12 protein-coding genes and 1 tRNA gene are annotated in these 19,117 nt (G+C 68.0%); 2 read left to right on the top strand and 11 right to left on the bottom strand.

The window, feature by feature from the left end; genetic code table 11:
* Positions 1 to 10: 10 nt before the first annotated feature.
* The 5 genes from AC3WTD_RS00450 to AC3WTD_RS00430 form a co-directional block, all read right to left on the bottom strand.
* Entirely contained in the window at positions 11 to 1,270 is a 1,260-nt protein-coding gene (locus AC3WTD_RS00450) for a YaiO family outer membrane beta-barrel protein (RefSeq protein WP_492612686.1), read from the bottom strand.
* Positions 1,267 to 2,778 (bottom strand): glycosyltransferase family 2 protein, encoded by a 1,512-nt coding sequence (locus AC3WTD_RS00445; RefSeq protein ID WP_492612685.1) that lies wholly within the window; start codon positions 2,776 to 2,778, stop codon positions 1,267 to 1,269. Before AC3WTD_RS00445 ends, AC3WTD_RS00450 begins: the two co-directional genes overlap by 4 nt.
* Entirely contained in the window at positions 2,775 to 3,836 is a 1,062-nt protein-coding gene (locus AC3WTD_RS00440) for a HEAT repeat domain-containing protein (RefSeq protein ID WP_027491359.1), read from the bottom strand. Before AC3WTD_RS00440 ends, AC3WTD_RS00445 begins: the two co-directional genes overlap by 4 nt.
* 404 nt (positions 3,837 to 4,240) lie before the next feature.
* Positions 4,241 to 4,317, bottom strand: a tRNA-Arg gene (locus AC3WTD_RS00435).
* A gap of 122 nt (positions 4,318 to 4,439) precedes the next feature.
* Entirely contained in the window at positions 4,440 to 6,338 is a 1,899-nt protein-coding gene (locus AC3WTD_RS00430; protein WP_492612684.1) for a M61 family metallopeptidase, read from the bottom strand.
* Between the two features lie 244 nt (positions 6,339 to 6,582).
* On the opposite strand from AC3WTD_RS00430, the gene AC3WTD_RS00425 reads away from it, so the two are divergent.
* The gene (locus AC3WTD_RS00425; RefSeq protein ID WP_027491361.1) at positions 6,583 to 7,665 is read left to right on the top strand and encodes a GGDEF domain-containing protein; all 1,083 of its coding nucleotides are present in this window, start codon (positions 6,583 to 6,585) and stop codon (positions 7,663 to 7,665) included.
* 12 nt (positions 7,666 to 7,677) lie between these two features.
* Here the strand turns inward: AC3WTD_RS00425 and AC3WTD_RS00420 are convergent, their stop codons facing one another.
* The gene (locus AC3WTD_RS00420; RefSeq protein ID WP_492612763.1) at positions 7,678 to 9,189 is read right to left on the bottom strand and encodes an amino acid permease; all 1,512 of its coding nucleotides are present in this window, start codon (positions 9,187 to 9,189) and stop codon (positions 7,678 to 7,680) included.
* A gap of 183 nt (positions 9,190 to 9,372) precedes the next feature.
* On the opposite strand from AC3WTD_RS00420, the gene AC3WTD_RS00415 reads away from it, so the two are divergent.
* On the top strand, positions 9,373 to 11,877 hold the full coding sequence (locus tag AC3WTD_RS00415; protein WP_492612683.1) for a TonB-dependent receptor: 2,505 nt from the start codon (positions 9,373 to 9,375) through the stop codon (positions 11,875 to 11,877).
* Between the two features lie 81 nt (positions 11,878 to 11,958).
* Here the strand turns inward: AC3WTD_RS00415 and AC3WTD_RS00410 are convergent, their stop codons facing one another.
* From AC3WTD_RS00410 to AC3WTD_RS00390, 5 genes are all read right to left on the bottom strand, one after another.
* The gene (locus tag AC3WTD_RS00410; RefSeq protein WP_492612682.1) at positions 11,959 to 13,227 is read right to left on the bottom strand and encodes a sterol desaturase family protein; all 1,269 of its coding nucleotides are present in this window, start codon (positions 13,225 to 13,227) and stop codon (positions 11,959 to 11,961) included.
* A complete protein-coding gene (locus AC3WTD_RS00405) occupies positions 13,224 to 13,979 on the bottom strand; it encodes a lysoplasmalogenase (protein ID WP_492612762.1) in 756 nt (251 codons plus the stop codon). The genes AC3WTD_RS00410 and AC3WTD_RS00405 overlap by 4 nt, the downstream gene beginning before the upstream one ends.
* Positions 13,980 to 14,033: 54 nt before the next feature.
* The gene (locus AC3WTD_RS00400; RefSeq protein ID WP_492612681.1) at positions 14,034 to 16,325 is read right to left on the bottom strand and encodes a TonB-dependent receptor; all 2,292 of its coding nucleotides are present in this window, start codon (positions 16,323 to 16,325) and stop codon (positions 14,034 to 14,036) included.
* A gap of 206 nt (positions 16,326 to 16,531) precedes the next feature.
* On the bottom strand, positions 16,532 to 17,869 hold the full coding sequence (locus AC3WTD_RS00395) for an alkaline phosphatase family protein (RefSeq protein WP_492612680.1): 1,338 nt from the start codon (positions 17,867 to 17,869) through the stop codon (positions 16,532 to 16,534).
* An 83-nt stretch (positions 17,870 to 17,952) separates the two neighbouring features.
* On the bottom strand, positions 17,953 to 19,053 hold the full coding sequence (locus AC3WTD_RS00390) for a glycerophosphodiester phosphodiesterase (protein ID WP_492612679.1): 1,101 nt from the start codon (positions 19,051 to 19,053) through the stop codon (positions 17,953 to 17,955).
* Positions 19,054 to 19,117: the final 64 nt, after the last annotated feature.

Below are 19,117 nucleotides of genomic sequence, written 5' to 3'. Positions count from 1 at the left end.
CGCGGCGCGCTCACCAGCGCGCATACAGCGTCAGCCACAGTCGCCGTTCGTCGTAGCCGTCGTCGTCGCTGGCGTAGCCCGCACCCAGCTTGAATCCCCAGTGCGGCGAAAGGTAGTGCGCCCAGGACACGCCGATGGCGGCATTGCTGTTGCGCACCAGGGTGCCGAAGCGATCCATGTCGGTGCTGCGGCCGCTGCTGGCGCTCAGCTCCAGGTAGTCGTCGGCATCGCCGCGGTAGTAGTTGCGCAGCACGAAGCGGTTGCTCCAGCTGCCGGAGCCGACACCCGGCACATACTGCAGCTTGTAGCGGGCGTACCAGTTGCCGACGTAGCGGCCCACGCCGATGCCGTAGAAGTCGGTGTTGCCGCTGAAGCGCAGCTGGTCGATGCTGGCCGACAACTCCCAGCCGCTGCCCACGCCCTGGAACACTTCCACGCGCCACGCCTGCTTCGGCAGGATGCCGCTGGCCGGGCCCTGCTGGTAGCGCAGGTTGGCGTAGGCGCGCGACCACAGCGACACGTAGCCGTCCAGTGCCCAGGCCGTGTCGTTGCGGCCGAAATGGTCGGCACGCAGCAGTTCCAAGGCAAGCGAGCCGCGGTCGAAGTAGCGCCGCAGCGACAGGTCGTTATCGTTCCAGTCCTGCCGGCCGCCACTGAACCCGGTATAGGCCCAGCCGGCGGTGACGCCCCAGCGATAGCCCCGGCTGGCATAGACCGCACGCGGCAGCAGGCTTTGCTGCAGGCCGGCGATCTCGTCGGGGTTCGCCCCCAGTGCCGCGGCAGCGTCGAAATCGGCACGGGCGGCCGCGGGCTGGCCGGCATCGCGCAGGGCCGCGCCATGCGCCATGCGCGCCGCCGGATCGTCCGGCGCCAGCGCCACCCAGTGTGCATAGGCGTCGGCGGCCTGCTGCGGGCGACCGCTCCAGCGATAGGCGTCGCCCAGCGCCGACCAGGCGTCGGCGTAATCCGGACTCTTCTGCACCACCTGGCGCAGGTCGCCTTCGGCCGCGGCGTACTGCCCGTCCCAGGCGTAGGTGCGTCCGCGCGCCAGCAGCAGGTCGCCGTTGCCGGGGTGTTCGGCCAGCAGGGCGGTGTAACGCTGGATGGCCAACGGCCGCTGGCCGCCGGTGGCGAGCTGGCGTATCTGCACCAGCTGGGTCGTCAGCGCGTCGGCGGCGGTCTGCGCCATGAGGCAGGGCGAAGACGCCGCCAGGGCCAGCAGCAGCGGCCAGCGGATACGCGACCTGCGGGATGGGTTCCTGCGCTTCATGCCTGCTTGCTCCCTTCGGAAACCTGGTCGATCGGCATCGTTTCGTTCTCCGCCTGGCCGTGGTGCCACGAGCCGTCGCGCCGGATGTGGCCCCACCGATGGTGCTTGCGCAGTCCGAACAGCCACAGCAGCGTGCCGTAGAAGCGCCAGCAGGAGTTCATCTGCCGGTAGCCGAAGTTCTCCAGCACCGCGACCGCGAACAGCCGCAGCTGCTGCACCGGCCGCGCGTACAGGCCGAAGGACAGTTCCTCCAGCAGCATCGCGTTGACCGACAGCAGCACGCCCATGCCGATCGCCGCCGCCAGGAACACCAGGAACACCTTCAGCGGCACCAGCCCGGCCAGGGCCAGCACGATCATCGAGACATAGCCGACCACCTCGATAATCGGGCCGAGGAACTCGAACAGCAGCATGAACGGGAACGCCACCCAGCCGACCACGCCGCCGCGGCGGTTGAACATCAGGCCGATGTTCGACCACAGGCTTTCGGCCAGGCCGCGCTGCCAGCGCACGCGCTGGTTGCCAAGCGAGGCGACGTCGGTCGGCACCTCGGTCCAGCACACCGGGTCCGGTACGAACACGATGCGGTAGTCGCGCTTCTCCTCGCGCAGGTTGCGGTGCAGGCGCACCACCAGGTCCATGTCCTCGCCCACGGTATCGTCGCGGTAGCCACCGATGGCGATCACGCGCTCCTTGTAGAACACGCCGAAGGCGCCGGAGATGATCAGCAGCGCGTTCATCGGCGACCACCCCATGCGCCCGAACAGGAACGCGCGCAGGTACTCGATCACCTGGAAGCTGGGCAGCCAGCGATCGGGCAGGCCCACCCTGGACAGCATGCCGTCGGCGACCTTGCAGCCGTTGAGCACGCGCACCACGCCGCCGGTGGCCGCCACGCGCCGATCCTCCAGGAACGGACGCACCACCCGCGAAAGGCTCTCCGGTTGCAGGATGCAGTCGGCGTCCACCACGCAGAACAGCGGATAGCGCACGCAGTTGATGCCGGCGTTGATCGCGTCGGCCTTGCCGCCGTTGGCCTTGTCCACCATGCGCACGTGCGGGTAGCGCGCCGACGCGTACACGCCCTCGACCTGTTCGGTGTGCAGCCGCGCGCGATAGGCCTCGGGCACCTTGACCAGACCGAAGGCCTCGATCAGCGCGTGGCGGGTGCGGTCGCTGGAGCCGTCGTTGACCACGACGACCTCGAACTCGGGGTAGTTGGTCTTGAGCAGCGAGTGCACCGAGGCCACCACCGACTTCTCCTCATTGTGCGCGGGCAGCACGATGCTCACCGGTGGCTGGTATTCGCGCAGGCCGGGCGGCAGGTAGTTGGCCCGGTACTCGCGCATGTAGCGCACGATCTGGTAGGCGGAGATGTAGTTGAGGATCAGGTAGGCCAGATTGATCGCCACGAAGTAGATCATGAAGATCCACTGCATCGAGACCAGCACATGCTCCCAGGAGCCCAGCTGCAGAAAGGCCGGGACCGCGCTCCAGTACGTGTTCATGCCACGACTCCCATGTCGTGCTCGGAAAGCACCTGGTCGATGATGTCCCGCCCGTAGGCGTCGTCCTGCCGCTGCTGCAGCTGGCGCAGCGCGGCCGTGCCCATGCCCGGCAGCGCCAGCAGCGCCTGCGCGGCGCGGTAGCGCACCCACCACACCTTGTCGGCCAGCATCGGCTCCAGTCGCTCGGCGTCGGTCGCCTCGCCGAGGCGGCCCAGCGCCGACGCTGCGTGCATGCGCACGTGCCAGCGCGACGCGTCGAGGAAACCCGCCACCCGCTCGCGGTCCTGCCGGTCGTTCACCAGCTGCAGGCAGACCGAGATCGCGTGGTCGTCGACCGAGCTGTCGAGCAATTGCCGGATCACCGCGGCGGCACGCGCGGAATCGATCTCGGCCAGGAACCGCACCAGCTTCGCCATGGTGCTGGTATTGGCATGCAGCAAGGCGCTGTCGAGTTCGCGTGCCGCGCTGCCGTCCTCGTTCCGGGCCAGAATGCGTGCCACGCTGCCCGGCATCCAGTCGTCGCGCTTCAGGATCATCGGCACGAATATCGCCATCGCCCGGGGCGGATCCACCTGTCCCAGCGCATGCGCCGCGCACAGCGAGACGATCGGGCTGTGGTCGTTGAGGAACGGCACCAGCTCGTCGAACATGTCCTGCTCACGCAGGTGCCCCAACGCGATGATGGCCATCGCGCGATCGTGGTAGTTGCCTCGCAGCATGCGTCGCGCCGCATCCGCCAGGCCCACGCGCTGCCCCAGCGGCAGCAATCGCGCCGACTCCGCGCGGGACAGCGATTCGTGGGTCGCGTTCCAGGTTTCGATGAAGCCGGCGACTTCATCCTGCCCCAGCGGGCGCAACTGCAGCTCTTCGCCCGCCAGCATGCGCTGCATCAGCTGCGACCAGTGCAGCCGCGCATGCCGGTCGCGCCGCTCGCGCCGGCGCGAACGCGCACGCAGGAAAACAATGACCGACAACAGGCTGAAGGCGAGCACCAGGGTGAGCACCGCCACCCAATACGCCACGATCAGCAGTGTCGCCTCATTGACAGGATTGTCCATCACGGTCCCCTTTGGTCGCTTTTGCGGCACGTGGCCCAGCCCATGCCCGATCCATGCACAATTCGTTCCACCAACAGAGGCAGCGGCGCGGCAGCTCGCGACCCGGCTGGCCACGCGGGGCGCGGCCACGGCGTGCCGGCCCGAGGCCGGGGCGTGGACAACAACGTGGGTCCTGCACGCGGCAGGAAATTGCATGCGCTCGGGACATGGGCCCCTGTTCCCATGGAAGGCATGGCCGATCGCCATGTAACTATTTTGTGACTTGGATCACATTAATGTAGATCTAAGCCAAGATAAAGGCACTCACCGGACTGTTATTTCCGGATCGAACGTGTTAGGCAGCAAACCATTGCCGGATCTCCCGAGGTCTCGCGGGACAAGGCCGGCTGCGGTGGATTCTGGAATGGTGCGCCCGGCGGGATTCGAACCCACGACCCCTGCCTTCGGAGGGCAGTACTCTATCCAGCTGAGCTACGGGCGCATGTAAGGCCGCGCGGCAGGCAGGCCGGAGGCCGCTGCCGCGGGGAGCGCAGTATAGCGGAGTTGCCGATGGCGGTGGATGGCTCCCGCCCGCCCGCGCGGAACGGGGCGGGAGCGGCGGCCTCAGCGTGCCTTGAGCAGCTCGCCCAGGGTGTCGGGCTTGCTGTTGTCGCGGACCAGATGCGGATACTTCAGGCCATCGTGGTAGTCGATGCGCACGGTCTGGTATTGGTCGAAGTTCTTCACCAGCAGCTCGACCGGCTGGCTCTTGTCCTTGGCCGCGGCGGTGACGGCGTCCTTCAGCGCGTCGGCGTCGTAGTCACGGCTGTTGACCGCGACCAAGGTCATGCCCGGCGAGATGCCGGCCTTGAACGCGGGGCCGTCCCACAGCACGTCGGCGATGTCGCCGCCCTTGCCGATCGAGAGGCCGAGCGAGTAGGTGAGGTCGGCGGAGTGCCGGCGTGCCTCGATCGCCTTCACCGCGGCGGACGGCTGGTCGGTGTAGACCAGCTTCCAGCCGTGCGCCGCGATGCCGCCGGTCAGCGGGCCGTGGCCGTCCAGGCGCGTGCGCAGGTAGCTGGCCCAGTCGAACGGCTGGAACTGGTCGAGCGTCTTCACCACGTCCTCGAAGGTGTAGGTGTTGACGTTCCACTGGCCGTTGCCCATGCCGAAGAACACCTTGCCGAAATCGTCGATGGAATGCTTGCCGCGGCTCAGCTCGCGCAGCTTGGCGTCGACGTCGAGCCAGATCATCTGGCCGGCCGAGTAGTAGTCCTCGCTGGCCTGGTAGTTGCGGTACGGCAGCGGCGCGCGCTGGGCGATGATCGGGTCATTGGTGGTGTCCTGCACGTTGCGCCAGCTGGCCAGGCCGGGCCGACCGCGGTCGTAGGTGGCGGCGACGAAGGCGAGCATGTCGCGCGTCTGCTCGCCGCTCCACAGGCCCGAGCGCGCCGCCATCACCTGGCCCCAGAACTGGGTCTGGCCCTCGTACACCCACAGCAGAGAGTCTTCCATCGGCACGTTGAAGTTCGGCGTGGTGAGGTCGGCGCCGCGGCGGTACTTGCCGTCCCACGAATGGTTGAACTCGTGCGGCAGCAGGTCGCGGCTCAGTGCGTTCTTGTCCCACTCGGTGAAGTAGCCCGTGCTCACGCCGTTCTCGCTGGAGCGGTGGTGCTCCAGGCCGTTGCCGCTCATCTTGTCGCTGAGCGAAAGCAGGAAGTCGTAGTGGTCGTAGTGGTGCGCGCCGTACAGCTTGTACATCTGCTGCACCAGGTTCTGGTGCAGCTTCAGCTGCTGCGGGGTGATCTCCAGGTACTTGGGCGCGTCGGCCACGATGTCGAGGTGCACCGGCGCCTTCGCGCCCGGGTCCAGGTCGACGCGCTTGAAATACTTGCCGGCGTAGATCGGCGAGTCGACCAGCTCGTTGTACGCGAGCGGCTTGAAGTGCACCGTGTCGCCGTCGCGCGAGGCCACTTCCAGCGCGCTGCCGAACTGCCAGCCGGCGGGGAAGGTCACGCTGGCCTCAGTCATGATGCGCTTGCTGAAATAGCCGGCCGGATACACCGTGTTGGCGTTCCACTGCAGGTTCAGCATTTCCGGCGTCATCACCACGCGGCCCTGGCGGGTGTTCTGCGGCGACAGGAACTGGAACGACACCTCGACGCTGCTGGCGCCCGCGGGCACCTCGACGTGGAAGGCGTAGACGTTCAGGGTGTCGCGCTTCCACGGCAGGGTCTTGCCGTTGGCGGTCACCACCAGGCCGGCCAGCTTGTCGATCGGGCCGCTGGGCGAGTGGTGCCCCGGCAGCCACTGCGGGTACAGCAGGGTCAACGGCCCCGGCTGCGCCGGAATCGTCTCGTGCACGCGGAAGATCCGGCGCGCCACGTCGGTGGCGTCCAGCTTGATCTTCAAGGTGCCCTGGTAGGGCACATCCTGCGGCGCCGGGACATCGGCAAGGGCGGCGAAACTGGCCAGGCCGAGAGCGGTGGCGGCGAGGGCGAGGGCGAGGCGGGTGGCTTTCAAGGTGGTCTCCGGTGAAAAAAGGCGCGCGCCGGACCGGCGGCGGGAGGCCGCCCGGACGGGCCCAGAAGCTGCCGCGGCAGGCATGCGAGCGGTCGATGCTAGACCGGCGGCGGCGGGCTTCACCCCTGCCGAAGGTCACGAACTTAGCCGCGCATGAATCCGCAGCGACCGCAGGCCGCGGCCTGGCATCCATCTTGCTCGGTCTGGGGCAAAGGCTCCCGGCCTCCCTTCCGGCAGAACCCGCATGTACGCCTTGTTCAAGCATCTGCGACAGGTCCGCGACGACGGGCAACGTCGCGAGTACAGCCGTTATCTGGCGCAGCAGATGGGGCCGATGATCCATGCCCTGATGCTGGTGGGCACGCTGGCCTACCTGGTGGCGGTGATCGCCGGCACCCTGGTGCACCCTTCGCCGTTGCCGCTGTGGCTGCGCCTTGCTCCGCTGCCGCCGCTGCTGCTGATTGCCGCCTCGACGCGGCGGGTGCGCCAGCCCGGCCTGCTCAGCACGCTGACCCTGCTGTGCGTCGCGCTGCTGGAGATCGGCATCAACCTCAACGGCGCGGACGACCTGCACCGGCAGTCGGTGGTGCTGCCCGGGCTGCTGCTGCCGGTGGCGTCCTCGGTGATCTGGCTGGGCCGCTGGGACTTCATCGCCGCCATGCTGCTGTGCGCGCTGGGGCCGCTGCCGATGCTGCTGTCCGGCAACATCGACAGTGCGCTGGTATTCCAGTACCTGGTCTACATGGCGATCGCGATCGTGCTGTCGACGGTGCTGCGCGCATTCATGGCGCGCACCTTGTTCGAGCAGTTCCGCCTGGAACGCCAGCTGCGCGAGCAGGCCAACACCGACGGCCTCACCGGCCTGCTGGTGCGCAACCGCTTCCTGGAGCTGACGCGCTCCGCGCTGGCCGAGTTGCACCGGCAACGGCAGCCGGCCTGCATGCTGTTCGTCGATGCCGACCGCTTCAAGCAGCTCAACGACCAGTACGGCCACGCCGCTGGCGACGCGGCGCTGGTCGCGCTGGCCGCGACGCTGCGTGGGCAGACCCGCGCGGGCGACCTGATCGGTCGCATCGGCGGCGAGGAGTTCGCCATGCTGCTGCCCGGCAACAGCCTGGAACAGGGGTGCCGGCGCGCCGAGCAGCTGCGCCAGTCGATGCACGAGATCCAGCGCCCCGACGGCCCGCTCACCACCAGCATCGGCGTCGCCTGTTCGCCGCGCTGCCGCGACGACATCCAGACCCTGCTGGCGCGCGCCGACCAGGCCATGCGCCAGGCCAAGAACGCCGGGCGCGACCGCGTGGTGTGCAGCCCCGACGACTGCTGAAAGCCGCTGGCGTTATGTCCGCCCGCGCTGCGCTAGCTTGCTGTGCCGGATGCCGTAGGCGAAATAGATCAGGCAACCCAGCGCCATCCACCAGATGAAACGCTCGTAGGTTTTCTGCGGCAGGCCGTAGATCAGTACGGCGGAGAACACGATGCCCAGCGGCGCGGTGAACCACACCGCCGGCGTACGGAAATTGCGGCGCAGGTCGGGCCGACGCACGCGCAGCAGCATGATCGAGGCGCAGATGACGATGAAGGCGCTGAGCGTGCCGATGTTGACCAGCTCGGCCACCTCGCCGATCGGCAGCAGCCCGGCCACCAGCGCGGTGAACGCGCCCAGGATCAGGGTCGGCCGTGCCGGCGTGCCGAAGCGCGGGCTGACCCTGGCGAACCAGCCCGGCAGCAGGCCGTCGCGGGCCAGCGCGAACCAGATCCGCGCCGCGCCCAGCATGAACGCGAACAGCACGCTGGTGACGCCGATCACCGCGGCCGCCGCGATGGTCACGCTGAGCCAGTGCAGGCCGATCTGCTCGAACGCGTCGGACACCGAGGCCTCGCCGCCGAGCGTGCTGTAGTGGGCGATGCCGGTGAGCACCAGCGACACCGCCAGGTACAGCACCATCGCGATCGCCAGCGACAGCAGCACCGCGCGCGGCAGGTCGCGCTGCGGGTTGCGCGACTCCTCCGCCGCGGTGGTCAGCGTGTCGTAGCCGAACACCGCGAAGAACACCACGCTGGCGCCGGTCAGCACACCTTGCCAGCCGAAGCGGCCGACGCCGGTGGCGGCATCGACCACCCGCGGCGGCACGAACGGGTGCCAGTTCGCCGTGTCGATGTAGAACACGCCCACGCCGACCACCAGCAGCACGCCGATCACCTTGATCGCCACCACCGCGGTGTTGAAGCGCGCGCCCCACTCGGTGCGCACGGTCAGCAGCACGGCGACCGCCAGCGACACGCCGGCAGCGATCACGTTGAAGCGATGGCCGTCGCTGGGCCCGGCAATCGCCGTCGAACCGTGCAGGCCGAACAGCTGCTGCAGGTAGTACTGCATGGTCTGTGCGCTCATGCTCTGCTGCGCCCACTCCGGCAGGTGCACGTCGGCCGAGGCCAAGAGCACCTGCACGTAGCCGGACCAGCCGATCGCCACCACCGCGACCACCAGCGCGTATTCCAGCAGCAGGTCCCAGCCGATGATCCACGCGGCGAGCTCGCCGAGCACCGCGTAGCCGTAGGTATAGGCGCTGCCGGTGACCGGGATCAGCCCGGCGAACTCGGCGTAGCACAGCGCCGCACACGCACTGCCGACGCCGGCAATGAGGAAGCTGAGCGCCACCGCCGGGCCGGCGTTCATCGCCGCCTGCTGGCCGGCCAGCACGAAGATGCCGACGCCGATGATGCCGCCGATGCCGATCGCGGTGAGCTGCCACAGGCCCAGCACGCGGCGGAAGTCGCCGCGCGTGCCGGCCTCCGCCTGCAGTTGCTCGACCGTCTTGTGGCGCACCAGCTTGCCGAGGAATCCCATCGCCTGCCCCTGAGTCAAACAAGCGGCGATCATAACGAATACCTGCTGCCGTGTTGGCGCGTACGCATGTTGCGCCGCACCTGTACACCCGCGCGCGAGGCGGGCGAACATACGTCCACGTATCCACGACCCGTCCGACAAGCGGGCGGCGCTGGACACGACCATGACCAGGGGAATACATCCATGCTCATCCGCACCCATCGACTGGCTGCCGGCATCGCCGGTGCGCTGCTTGCCGGCACGCTCGGCGTTTCATCCACCGCTTCCGCGCAGGACACCGGCCAACCGCCGGCGCCGGCCCGCTCCGCCGCCAACGCCACCGAACTGGGCAAGATCACGGTGACCGCGCAGAGCCGCACGCAGGAAGTGCAGGACGTGCCGATCGCGATGAACATCGTCACCGCCAGGCAACTCGACATCATCGCCGCCACCGACCTCAGCCAGACCAACCTGTTCGTGCCCGGCGTGGTGGTCGATGGCAGCGACCCGACCCAGCCGACCTACCGGATGCGCGGCATCGAGACCAACGACTTCGGCATCGGCACCGACTCGGCCGTGGGCGTCTACGTCAATGGCGTCTACCAGACGCGCTCCGGCGGCGCGCTGATGGCGCTCAACGACGTGGCCCGGGTCGAGGTGCTGAAGGGCCCGCAGGGCACCCTGTTCGGCCGCAACACTGCCGCTGGCGCGATCTCGATCGTCACCAACGAACCCACCGACAAGCTCGAAGGCAACGCGCGCGTCCGCTACGGCGAGTACGGCAGGCGCTACGGCGATGCCCTGCTCAACATGCCGGTGAACCAGGACCTGGCCGTGCGGATGAGCTTCCTGGACAACCAGAGCCATGGCTACCTCAAGGATGCCGTCACCGGCCAGCACTACGGCAAGGACGACGAATGGGGCGCACGCATGGTGGCGCGCTGGCAGGTCACGCCCGACAGCACCGTGCATCTGTCATGGGACCACGATCGTCTGAAGCAGCCCTCGCGCATGGACGTGGGCCTGATCCCGCTGTCGCCCACCAACCTGTATCAGCGCGCGCCGTTCCCGGCCGATCCGTCGAGCTACTACGACCCGCGCCACGCACCGTTCTTCAACGACAGCAACGGCGGCCGCGAACGACGCCAGTACAACGGCTGGACCCTGGCTTTCGACTACGGCTTCGACTGGGGCAGCTTCACCTCGACCACCAACTACGCCGCCTACAACATCTCGCATGTCGAGGACGGCGACGGCACCAACCACATCACCACCCACCTCGACACCGGCGTGATCAGCGAGGGGCGCACGCTGTACCAGGAGTTCAAGCTCAACGGCAGCAACGAGCTGGTCGACTGGGTCACCGGCGCCAGCTATTACATGGAGCGCGCCAAACAGACCAGCCTGGCCACGGTCAACACCGACACCTACGACACGCTGGCGATCAACAGCGGACTCGGCGCCAACTTCACCCCGGACGGCACGCTGTTCCACTACTTCGACTCGCTGCTGCAGGCGTTCGGCCTGCCCTACCGGCTGCTCGGCGACCCGTGGACCGAGACGATCAGCAACAACGGCCACTTCAACTCCCGCGCCATCTACGGTGATGCGATCTGGCATGTCACCGACAAGCTCAACATCACCACCGGCCTGCGTTATACCCATGACCGCAAATATTTCGACTGGTACACGCCGGTCCGCTACGCGCCGCAGCTCGATGCGACGGTCAGCCAGCTCGACGCCGCCGGCATTCTGGCTCTCGCGCCGCTGCTCACCGGTGGTGCGCTCAGTACCGATGCCCTGCGCGCCATCCTCACCCGGAACCAGATCTTCCCCAATGCGGTGGGACAACTGGTCAGCAAGGACAAAAGCTGGAACGACCTGAGCCCGCGCCTGGTCGCCGACTACAAGTTCACGCCGCACACGATGGGTTACGTGTCACTCGCCAGGGGCTACAAGGCCGGCGGCTACAACGGCACCGAGCCCGGATCGCAGTTCGCGCCGGAGAAAGTCTGGAATGCCGAGCTCGGCATCAAGAGCACCTTCCCCGACCAGCACCTGCTGCTGAATGCCTCGGTCTACCACTACCGCTACACCGACAAGCAGACCCTGGTGGTGGTGCCCTCCACCGACGGCCTCGGCGTGCCGACCTATCAGGTCAGCAATACCAGCCAGGACGCCACCGGCGTGGACCTGCAGGTGCAATGGATACCGGTGGACGACCTGCGGCTGGGCTTCAACGGCAGCTACATCGATTCGAAATACTCCACCGCGCGCGTGCCGGCCGGACTCGACGCCCAGGGCAATGCGCTCTATCTGGACGTCTCCGGACAGCCGGTGGACGAACCGAAGTTCTCCTACAGCCTCAGCGGTGACTACACCTTGCACGGCGTCGCCGGTGGCGACCTGAGCTTCCACGCCAACTACGGCTACCGTGGCCGCATGCGCTGCAACGACGCCTCGGTCTACCAGGGCAAGTGCGCGTTGCCGACCAACTTCGATCTGGGCCAGCCGCAGCAGCGCACTGACCTGCGCGTCGACTGGAACGCGGCGAACGGTCGCTGGGGCCTCGGCGCGTACGTGCAGAACCTGTTCGACAAGCGGTACGTCAGCGGGCTGGGCACGATCTCGCAGTCGGTGCTGGGTACGCCGTACGCCTACGTCACCCCACCAAGGATGTGGGGCGTGGAAGCCCGCGTGAAGTTCTGACCCATCCTCTGCAGCTCCCCCACTCGCGGGGGAGCTGCCCGCGGGACCGAGGGGGCTCCTGATCCCGATCGAAGACTGGCGTCAGCCCGTCGCGACGTCGTGACGCAACGAAGACGGCCGGCGCATGCCACCCAGCCACGGCAAGGCCACCGCACTGAGCCCGAACACCACCGCGATCGCCAGCGCGACATGGCCATCCAGATGGGCAAGCCCGAACCAGCGCCCGCTGAGCAGTGGCACCGTGGCGGTCGCCAGCACGCGGATGCCTTCCGCCCACCACGCCCAACGACGGCCCTCCATCAGCGCACCGATCACGCACAGGCTGGCGACCAGGTAGAGCGCGTAAAGCAGCAGCGTCGGCAGGCTGGCCGCACCGGCCATGCCGAGGAACTGCGTGGTCATGCCCAGCAGCAGTGCGAACTGCGCCAGCACGTAAAGCTTCAGTGGCCGCGACAGCGGCGGGTCGAAGCGTTCGCCGGGCATCACGAAGTCCGGCCTCGGGTAGCGCGCCGCCACGTCGGCGGGACGCCAGCCCGGCGGCTTCAGCCACACCAGCAGCTTGTCGCGCCAGCGCCGCGCGCGCCATGCGTCCTGCGCGGTCTTCCAATACACCTCGGCGTTCGCCCACAGCGGATTCCAGCTGCGCAGCGGCGAGCGCGTGCCGTATACCGGCGGGTCGTTGGCGTCTTCCTCGACGAAGCTGCCGAACAGGCGGTCCCACACGATCAGGATGCCGCCGTAGTTGCGGTCGAGGTAGCGGTCGTTCACTGCGTGGTGGGCGCGATGGTTGGACGGCGAGCAGAACACGCGGTCGAACCAGCCGAGCCGGCCGATCTGCTCGGTGTGCACCCAGAACTGGTACAACAAGTCGATCAGCGCCACCACCACGAATACCTTCAGCGGCACGCCGAGCAGCGCCAGCGGCAGGTAGAACAGCCAGCCCAGCAGCGCGCCGCTGCCGGTCTGGCGCAGCGCGGTGGACAGGTTGTAGCGCTCGCTCTGGTGGTGCACCACGTGGGCGGCCCACAGGATGTTCACCTGGTGGCCCATGCGGTGCAGCCAGTAGTAGCAGAAGTCGTACAGCAGCAACGCGCCGATCCAGACCCCCAGGCTGTTTTCAGGCAACGTGAACAGTGCCAGGTGCTCGACGCACCACGCGTAGATGCCGATCGTCAGCAGCTTGCTGAACACGCCGACCAGCTGCGAGATCACCCCCAGCCCGATGCTGTTGATCGCGTCGTTGCTGGCGTAGGCGTCGCGTCCGCGCAGCTTCGCCACCAGCAATTCGATGCCGATCAGCAGGAAGAACACCGGGGTGGCCCAGGTGATGATGAGTTCCTGCGTGTTCATGCCGCCTCGTGTTCGACCGGTACGCCCTGCACCGAGCGGGCGATCCACCACAATGCCAGATAATACGCCGCCAGCACCCACAGGCTGGCCAGCGGCACGGGGCCGCGGAAGCGGCCCCAGGCCAGCACGCTGTCGCTCAGTATGAACACCAGCGCGCCGCGCGCCGCCAGTTGCGCAGCCGCATCGCTACGTCTCGTCCGCGCCCGCGCCCATGCCTGTCCGCCCATCGTGGCCAGCACCGCCACGTAGACGATCACCGGCACGCGCAGCGACGCGCCGATCGCGCTCCACAGCAGCGCGAGGTTCGCCGCGCCATACGCCAGGCACGCCGCCAGCGGCCACGCCGGCGCGGCGAAGCGGCTGTCGGCGAGGAACGCCGCGATGAAGCAGGCGTGGGCAACGAGGAACGCCACCAGCCCCGGCACGAACAGGTCGCCCGGCAGCATCAGCAGTACGTCGCCCGCCAGCGAGGCGGCGATGCCGGAGAGTATCCAGCGTCGATAGCGCGGCGACGGCGACGGCCGCGCCTGCCAGGCCAGCAGGAAGATCAGCGCGGTGGCCAGCGGCTTGGCGATCCAGTGCAGCCACAGCCAGCCGTGGCCCGCCTCGCCCGCCGCCAGCAGCGCGCCGACGATGGCCGCAGTCGCCGTAGCCGCGGTGGCGAACGCGAGCCGGCGTACGCCGGCGGGCAACGGAGAACGGAAGACCATCGCGACCATGCAGGGCACCGTGGAGGATACCCGGCCGATCATAGCCAAGGCGCCGCCGTCGTGGCGACGGTGGCGCCCGGCGTCAGCGGCGGCCGGTCAGAAGCGCACGGTGGCGGTCAGCATCGCCGCGCGTGGCGCGCCCACCTGCAGGGTGGCGTACTCGCCGGTCGGGTCCGTCGCGGTGAAGCCGTTGGAACCGATCGTGCCGTAGTAGTGCTTGCCGGCGAGGTTGGTGACGTTGAGCGCCAGCTTCAGGTCCTCGGCCACGCCGAGCTTGCCGAAGTCGTACGCCGCGGCGGCGTTGAACAGCCAGTACGACGGTACTGCCCCGTCGTTGACGTAGGTGTAGTAGCGCTTGCCGGTGTAATTGGCGGACAGGCGCAGGTCCCACGCGCCCGGCGTCCAGGCGATCTCCGAGGAGAACAGCTGCTTCGGGCTGTCGACCACGGTCTTGCCCCGGGTCGCCACCACGGTGGTGCCGTTGAGGTAGTCGCTGTCGTAGCGCGAGCGGTTGTACGACAGCGCGTTGTACCAGCGCAGCTCGCTGGTCGGCTTCAGGATGAAGGTCAGCTCGGCGCCGCGGCTGGTCACCGAGCCGACGTTGGCGTACGCCGACGGGCAACCCTGGATGCCGGACGAGCACTGCTGGATCGCCAGCAGGCGGTGGTCGAACTTCACGTCGTACAGCGCCAGCGAGCCTTCGAACAGTTCCTCGGCATGGCGCACGCCGGCCTCGACGGTGCGCGACTCCTCCGGCCTGAGCTTGCCGCGGATCACGTCGAACGCGGCCTGGGTGGTGGCGAACGGGCCGCTGATGCCGGCCTGGAACGCGGCGATGTTCTGCGCGTAGGAGGCGAACAGTTCGTTCTGGCCGTCCAGCTTGTAGCTGGCGCCGAGCTGCGGCAGCAGCGACTTGTCCGCGGTCAGCTCGCCGTTCGCGTAGCTGCCCACCACGGCGTGCGTGCGGGTGCGCGTCTGCGGGCTCTTGACGCCGACGTCGAGGTGCAGCCTGCCGTCGAGCAGGCTGATGGTGTCCTGCAGGTAGAGCTGGTGCGTCTCGGTTTCGTAGCGCTGGTAGAACTTGCGGATGCTCGGGTTGTGCAGGAAGTACTGGTCGTCCACCGGGCCGGCGATGAAGTAGAAGTTGCGCTGCACCGTGTGGTGGCTGTTCTCGTACCAGAAGCCGCCTTCGAGGTGGTGGTTGCCGAGGTCCCAGCCCAGCGAGGCGATCGTGCCCCAGCGATCGATGCCGTACTCGGTGGTGCGGATCGCGATCGGCGTCTCCTGCGGCGTGCCGGCGAACGAGGTCTGGTACGGCGTGAACCAGTGACCCTGACCGCGGTTGCTGTGGTAGTAGCCGGTGGCCTTCAGGCGCACGCCCTCGGCCAGGCCGAAGTCGCCGAACAGGCCGGCCAGGCTGTCGTCGCGCAGGCCGCGGCCGGCGTAGTACGCATCGTCCATGTTGTTGACGCCGCCGGTGAAGATGCCCTTCGCCGCGTTCACCGCGCGCTGCCAGTCCGGCGCATAGTTGTCCCAGTTCCAGCCCAGCCGCTTCTGCATGTCCAGCGACAGGTCCTGGTAGTCGGTCTCGTTGCGGCTGGAGGTGTTCAGCATCGCGGCGACGTGGTTGTCGCCGAAGTCGTACACCGCCTTGCCGTTGAACTGCTGCTGCTTCTGCGCACCCTTGCCCTTCCACTTGTCGCTGTCGGCGTAGGCGCCGGACAGGTACATCGCGAAGCCGTTGTGGTCGCCGGTGTCCAGCCGCGCGTAGGTGCGCAGCGCGCTGTCGCTGCCGGCGCTCTGCGCCAGCGTCACGCCGTAGGTGCTGGACGGGTCGGCCGAGTAGAACTGTACGGTGCCGCCGAGGTTGCCGGTGGAGGCGGTGCCCAGCGCGCCGATGCCGGCGGCCAGTTCGGCGCCGCCGAGGTTCTCGGCGATCAGCGCGCGACTGATGTGCAGGCCGTTGTTGTTGCCGTAGCTCATGTCGCCGAGCGGGATGCCATCCAGCGTGAAGCCAAGCCGGGTCTGGTTGAAGCCGCGCAGGCTGATGCGGGTGGACCACTCGTAGTTGCCGAACGAATCGGCCGACTCGAAATGCACGCCGGGCAACTTCGCCAGCACCTTCAGCGGGCTGGACCCCGGCGGCAGCACCTTCACGTCCTGCACGGTGATGCGCTGCACCTGGCGCGACTCGCCCTGGCCAATCACCGAGACGGCCTCCAGCGTCCTGGTGCTGTCTGATTCCGCCGCCCCCGCCGTCGCGGCCGGGGTGGCGGCGGCCGGCGCCGGCGCATCCGCACTGGTGGCCCATGCGGCACCGCCATGCAGCACCGCAAGCAGTGCCAGCACGAGACTGGTCTTGCGGGTCGAGATCATTGGTACGGACATGCGTGAATATCCTTCGCGCAGCAGTCCGCCTGCGCGGAGCGCCACGACATCGTCGTTGAGGAAACCGCCCGCATCCCACCCAGGCGGCAGTCCATGCAAGCGTGAACGCACTTCATGAAGCCCGTCTTACGACGACATGTCATTCGTCATTTGGATGGCCGTTTGAAACGACACAAAACGGGCGCTTCAAGGCAACCGGAATCGCATCAGCGCGTGGCGACCGGCAGTGCCTTGCCCTGCGCCTGGGGCAGACGTGCGCCCAGCAGGCGCGCCAGCGTCGGCGCGATGTCGCGCATGTCGATCTCGCCGAGGTTCCTGCCCGCAGGCACGTCCTTGCCGGCCAGCAGGAAGGTCGAGCGCATCTGCGGCAGCGCCGGGTCGTAACCATGCATGCCGCGATAATGACTGGCGGCAGGCAGCGGCGTCTCCGGCGTGCTCGCCATCTTGTAGCCCGGTTTGAACAGCACGAACCATTCGGCTTGCGCGGTGCCGCCCTGCGCAACCAGCTGCGGATGCCCAAGCACGTGATCGATGCCATATGCGGGGTCGTGCCGCAGCTGGTCGAGCAGCGCCGCCACCCGTGCCCTGACGCTCGCGTCGGCGGGATCGTGCAGCACGATCGCCGCACTGCCACCGTCATTCCATGGCATGGCCTGCCAGTCCGTCACCGCACCATTCTTGAACGTGGCCAGGCCCGCCTCGATGAAGGGCTGGTACAGATTCACGTCCTGCTGCACGGGCAGGAATCCGTGATCGGAGACCACCGCCACCACGCCATCGGGATGCACCTGTTGCGCCGCGGCCACCAGTTCGCCGATCAGGCCGTCGATGCGTTCCAGCACCGCCCGCGACGCCGGCGTGTCCGGCCCGCTGGCGTGCTGTTCGTGATCGAGCGCCGCCAGATACACCGTCATGAAATCCGGCTTGTGCGTTTCCAGCAACTTCACCGCGAAGCGCGTGCGCGTCTCGTCGCCAGCCACACTCTCGTCGATGCCGTCGGCATAGGGACCGAGCTCCTGCTCCATCGCCGGCAGCAGGCCGGGCGTGGCCAGCGCACCCAGCAACTTGCGGTCATCGGCCGTGCCGGTGCGCCAGATCTGCGGCAGGTTCCAGTCCACCGGCGCACCCACGCTCACCGGCCAGTGCACGTTCGCGGTGGTCAGGCCTGCGGCGTGAGCGGCATCCCACAACGTCGCTACGCGGATGTCGCTGGCGTACCAGTACCAACCCTGCTGATTCTTGTTGATGGGGTCGAAGGTGAGATTGCCGCCGATGCCATGCTGATTCGGCGACACGCCGGTGATCAAGGTGGTGTGGCTGGGATAGGTCAGCGTGGGCAGCACGCCGCGCACGCCTTCGGCATGGGCGCCGCGCTGCAGGAACGCTCCGAGATTCGGCAGCTCGAGTCCGCGCTGGTGCGCCTGCAGCACGTCGATCGGGCGCAGGCCGTCGATCGAGATCAGCAGCAGTGGTGCCGCCACCGCGCGCATGGCGGGCAGCCAGGCGAGCAGCACGAAGGACAACGCAAACAGCAGACGGCGCATGCAGGTTCCAGAAGGCGGCGAAGGAGCCATGCATGCTCGGCCCGCACCACTGCATCCGCATGACAGCGCCGCGGCGGGTTCGCTCAACGGGCGTCGAGCGCCTTGCGGCCGAGTGCCGGATCGTCGGTGAAGAACGCATCGATACCGGCATCGAGATAGGCGCGGATCTCGGCGATCGAGCCGGCCGCGTTGAACGCCTTCGGATCGCTGCCCTGCCAGAAGTTTCTCGCCTGAAACTGGTTCTCCGGACGGAACGTGTAGGGATGCAGCTCCAGCTTCGCCGCGTGGGCGTCGTGCACCAGCGGCGTCGGTCGGCCGAGCGTACCGTCCTTCGCCAGCGGGATGATCGCGCGGATGTTCGGACCGATCGCATCGGCATAGGTCGCGATCGCGCGCAGGCCGGCCGGCGTGCACATTTCGCCGTAGGTCAGCCGCCCGCCGGCGGCAACCACGTCGTACGGCCGCTGGTCGGCGTCGTCGATCAGCTGCAGCAGGCGGATGTTGCGGTGACCGTTGCCGAGCTTGCCGCGCAGATACCTGAGGTTGGCGATCTCGAACGACTGGATCTCCACCGGCGCCGTGCGGGTGTACGCGTGTGCGGCGAGGATCGCCAGCACGCGGTCCTCCAGCGGCAGGCCGGCGCGCTGGAAATAGGTGCCGTGCTTGATCTCCGGGATGATGCCGATTAGCCGCCCCCGCGTCGCCGACTCGGTGGCGACGAAATCGATGATCTCGTCCAGTGTCGGGATCTGGAACGCGCCGTCGTACTGCGTGCTGCGCAGCTCCGGCAGGCGCTCGCGTGCGCGCAGCGTCTTCAGCTCGGCCAGCGTGAAGTCCTCGGTGAACCAGCCGGTGACAGCCTGGCCATCGACCGTCTTGGTGGTCTTGCGCGCGGCGAACTCTGTATGGCTGGCGACATCGGTGGTACCGCCGATCTCGTTCTCGTGGCGCGCCACCGGCACGCCGTCCTTCGTCATCACCAGGTCCGGTTCGATGAAGTCGGCGCCGTCGGCGATCGCCTTGCCGTAGGAGGCCAGCGTGTGCTCCGGCCGCAGCGCGCTGGCGCCGCGGTGGCCGATCACCAGCACCTTCGTGGCCAGCGGTTTTTCATTCGCGTGCACGGCGAGAGGCATAGCCAGCGTTCCGGCCACCAGCAGGGAGACGAGCCAGCATAAGACTTTCATGGATGCATTCCTTCCTGCATGCCCACGTTCCATGACGGAGCGGGAGTGGGTGCGGATTCCGGTG

Source organism: Rhodanobacter sp. FW106-PBR-R2A-1-15 (assembly GCF_058789735.1).
This window is presented reverse-complemented; position numbering and strand designations above follow the sequence as displayed.

Coding starts and splice junctions, on each gene's coding strand:
- AC3WTD_RS00450 (WP_492612686.1), bottom strand. CDS start 1,270: ATGAAGCGCAGGAACCCATCCCGCAGGTCGCGTATCCGCTGGCCGCTG.
- AC3WTD_RS00445 (WP_492612685.1), bottom strand. CDS start 2,778: ATGAACACGTACTGGAGCGCGGTCCCGGCCTTTCTGCAGCTGGGCTCC.
- AC3WTD_RS00440 (WP_027491359.1), bottom strand. CDS start 3,836: ATGGACAATCCTGTCAATGAGGCGACACTGCTGATCGTGGCGTATTGG.
- AC3WTD_RS00425 (WP_027491361.1), top strand. CDS start 6,583: ATGTACGCCTTGTTCAAGCATCTGCGACAGGTCCGCGACGACGGGCAA.
- AC3WTD_RS00420 (WP_492612763.1), bottom strand. CDS start 9,189: ATGGGATTCCTCGGCAAGCTGGTGCGCCACAAGACGGTCGAGCAACTG.
- AC3WTD_RS00415 (WP_492612683.1), top strand. CDS start 9,373: ATGCTCATCCGCACCCATCGACTGGCTGCCGGCATCGCCGGTGCGCTG.
- AC3WTD_RS00410 (WP_492612682.1), bottom strand. CDS start 13,227: ATGAACACGCAGGAACTCATCATCACCTGGGCCACCCCGGTGTTCTTC.
- AC3WTD_RS00405 (WP_492612762.1), bottom strand. CDS start 13,979: ATGATCGGCCGGGTATCCTCCACGGTGCCCTGCATGGTCGCGATGGTC.
- AC3WTD_RS00400 (WP_492612681.1), bottom strand. CDS start 16,325: ATGTCCGTACCAATGATCTCGACCCGCAAGACCAGTCTCGTGCTGGCA.
- AC3WTD_RS00395 (WP_492612680.1), bottom strand. CDS start 17,869: ATGCGCCGTCTGCTGTTTGCGTTGTCCTTCGTGCTGCTCGCCTGGCTG.
- AC3WTD_RS00390 (WP_492612679.1), bottom strand. CDS start 19,053: ATGAAAGTCTTATGCTGGCTCGTCTCCCTGCTGGTGGCCGGAACGCTG.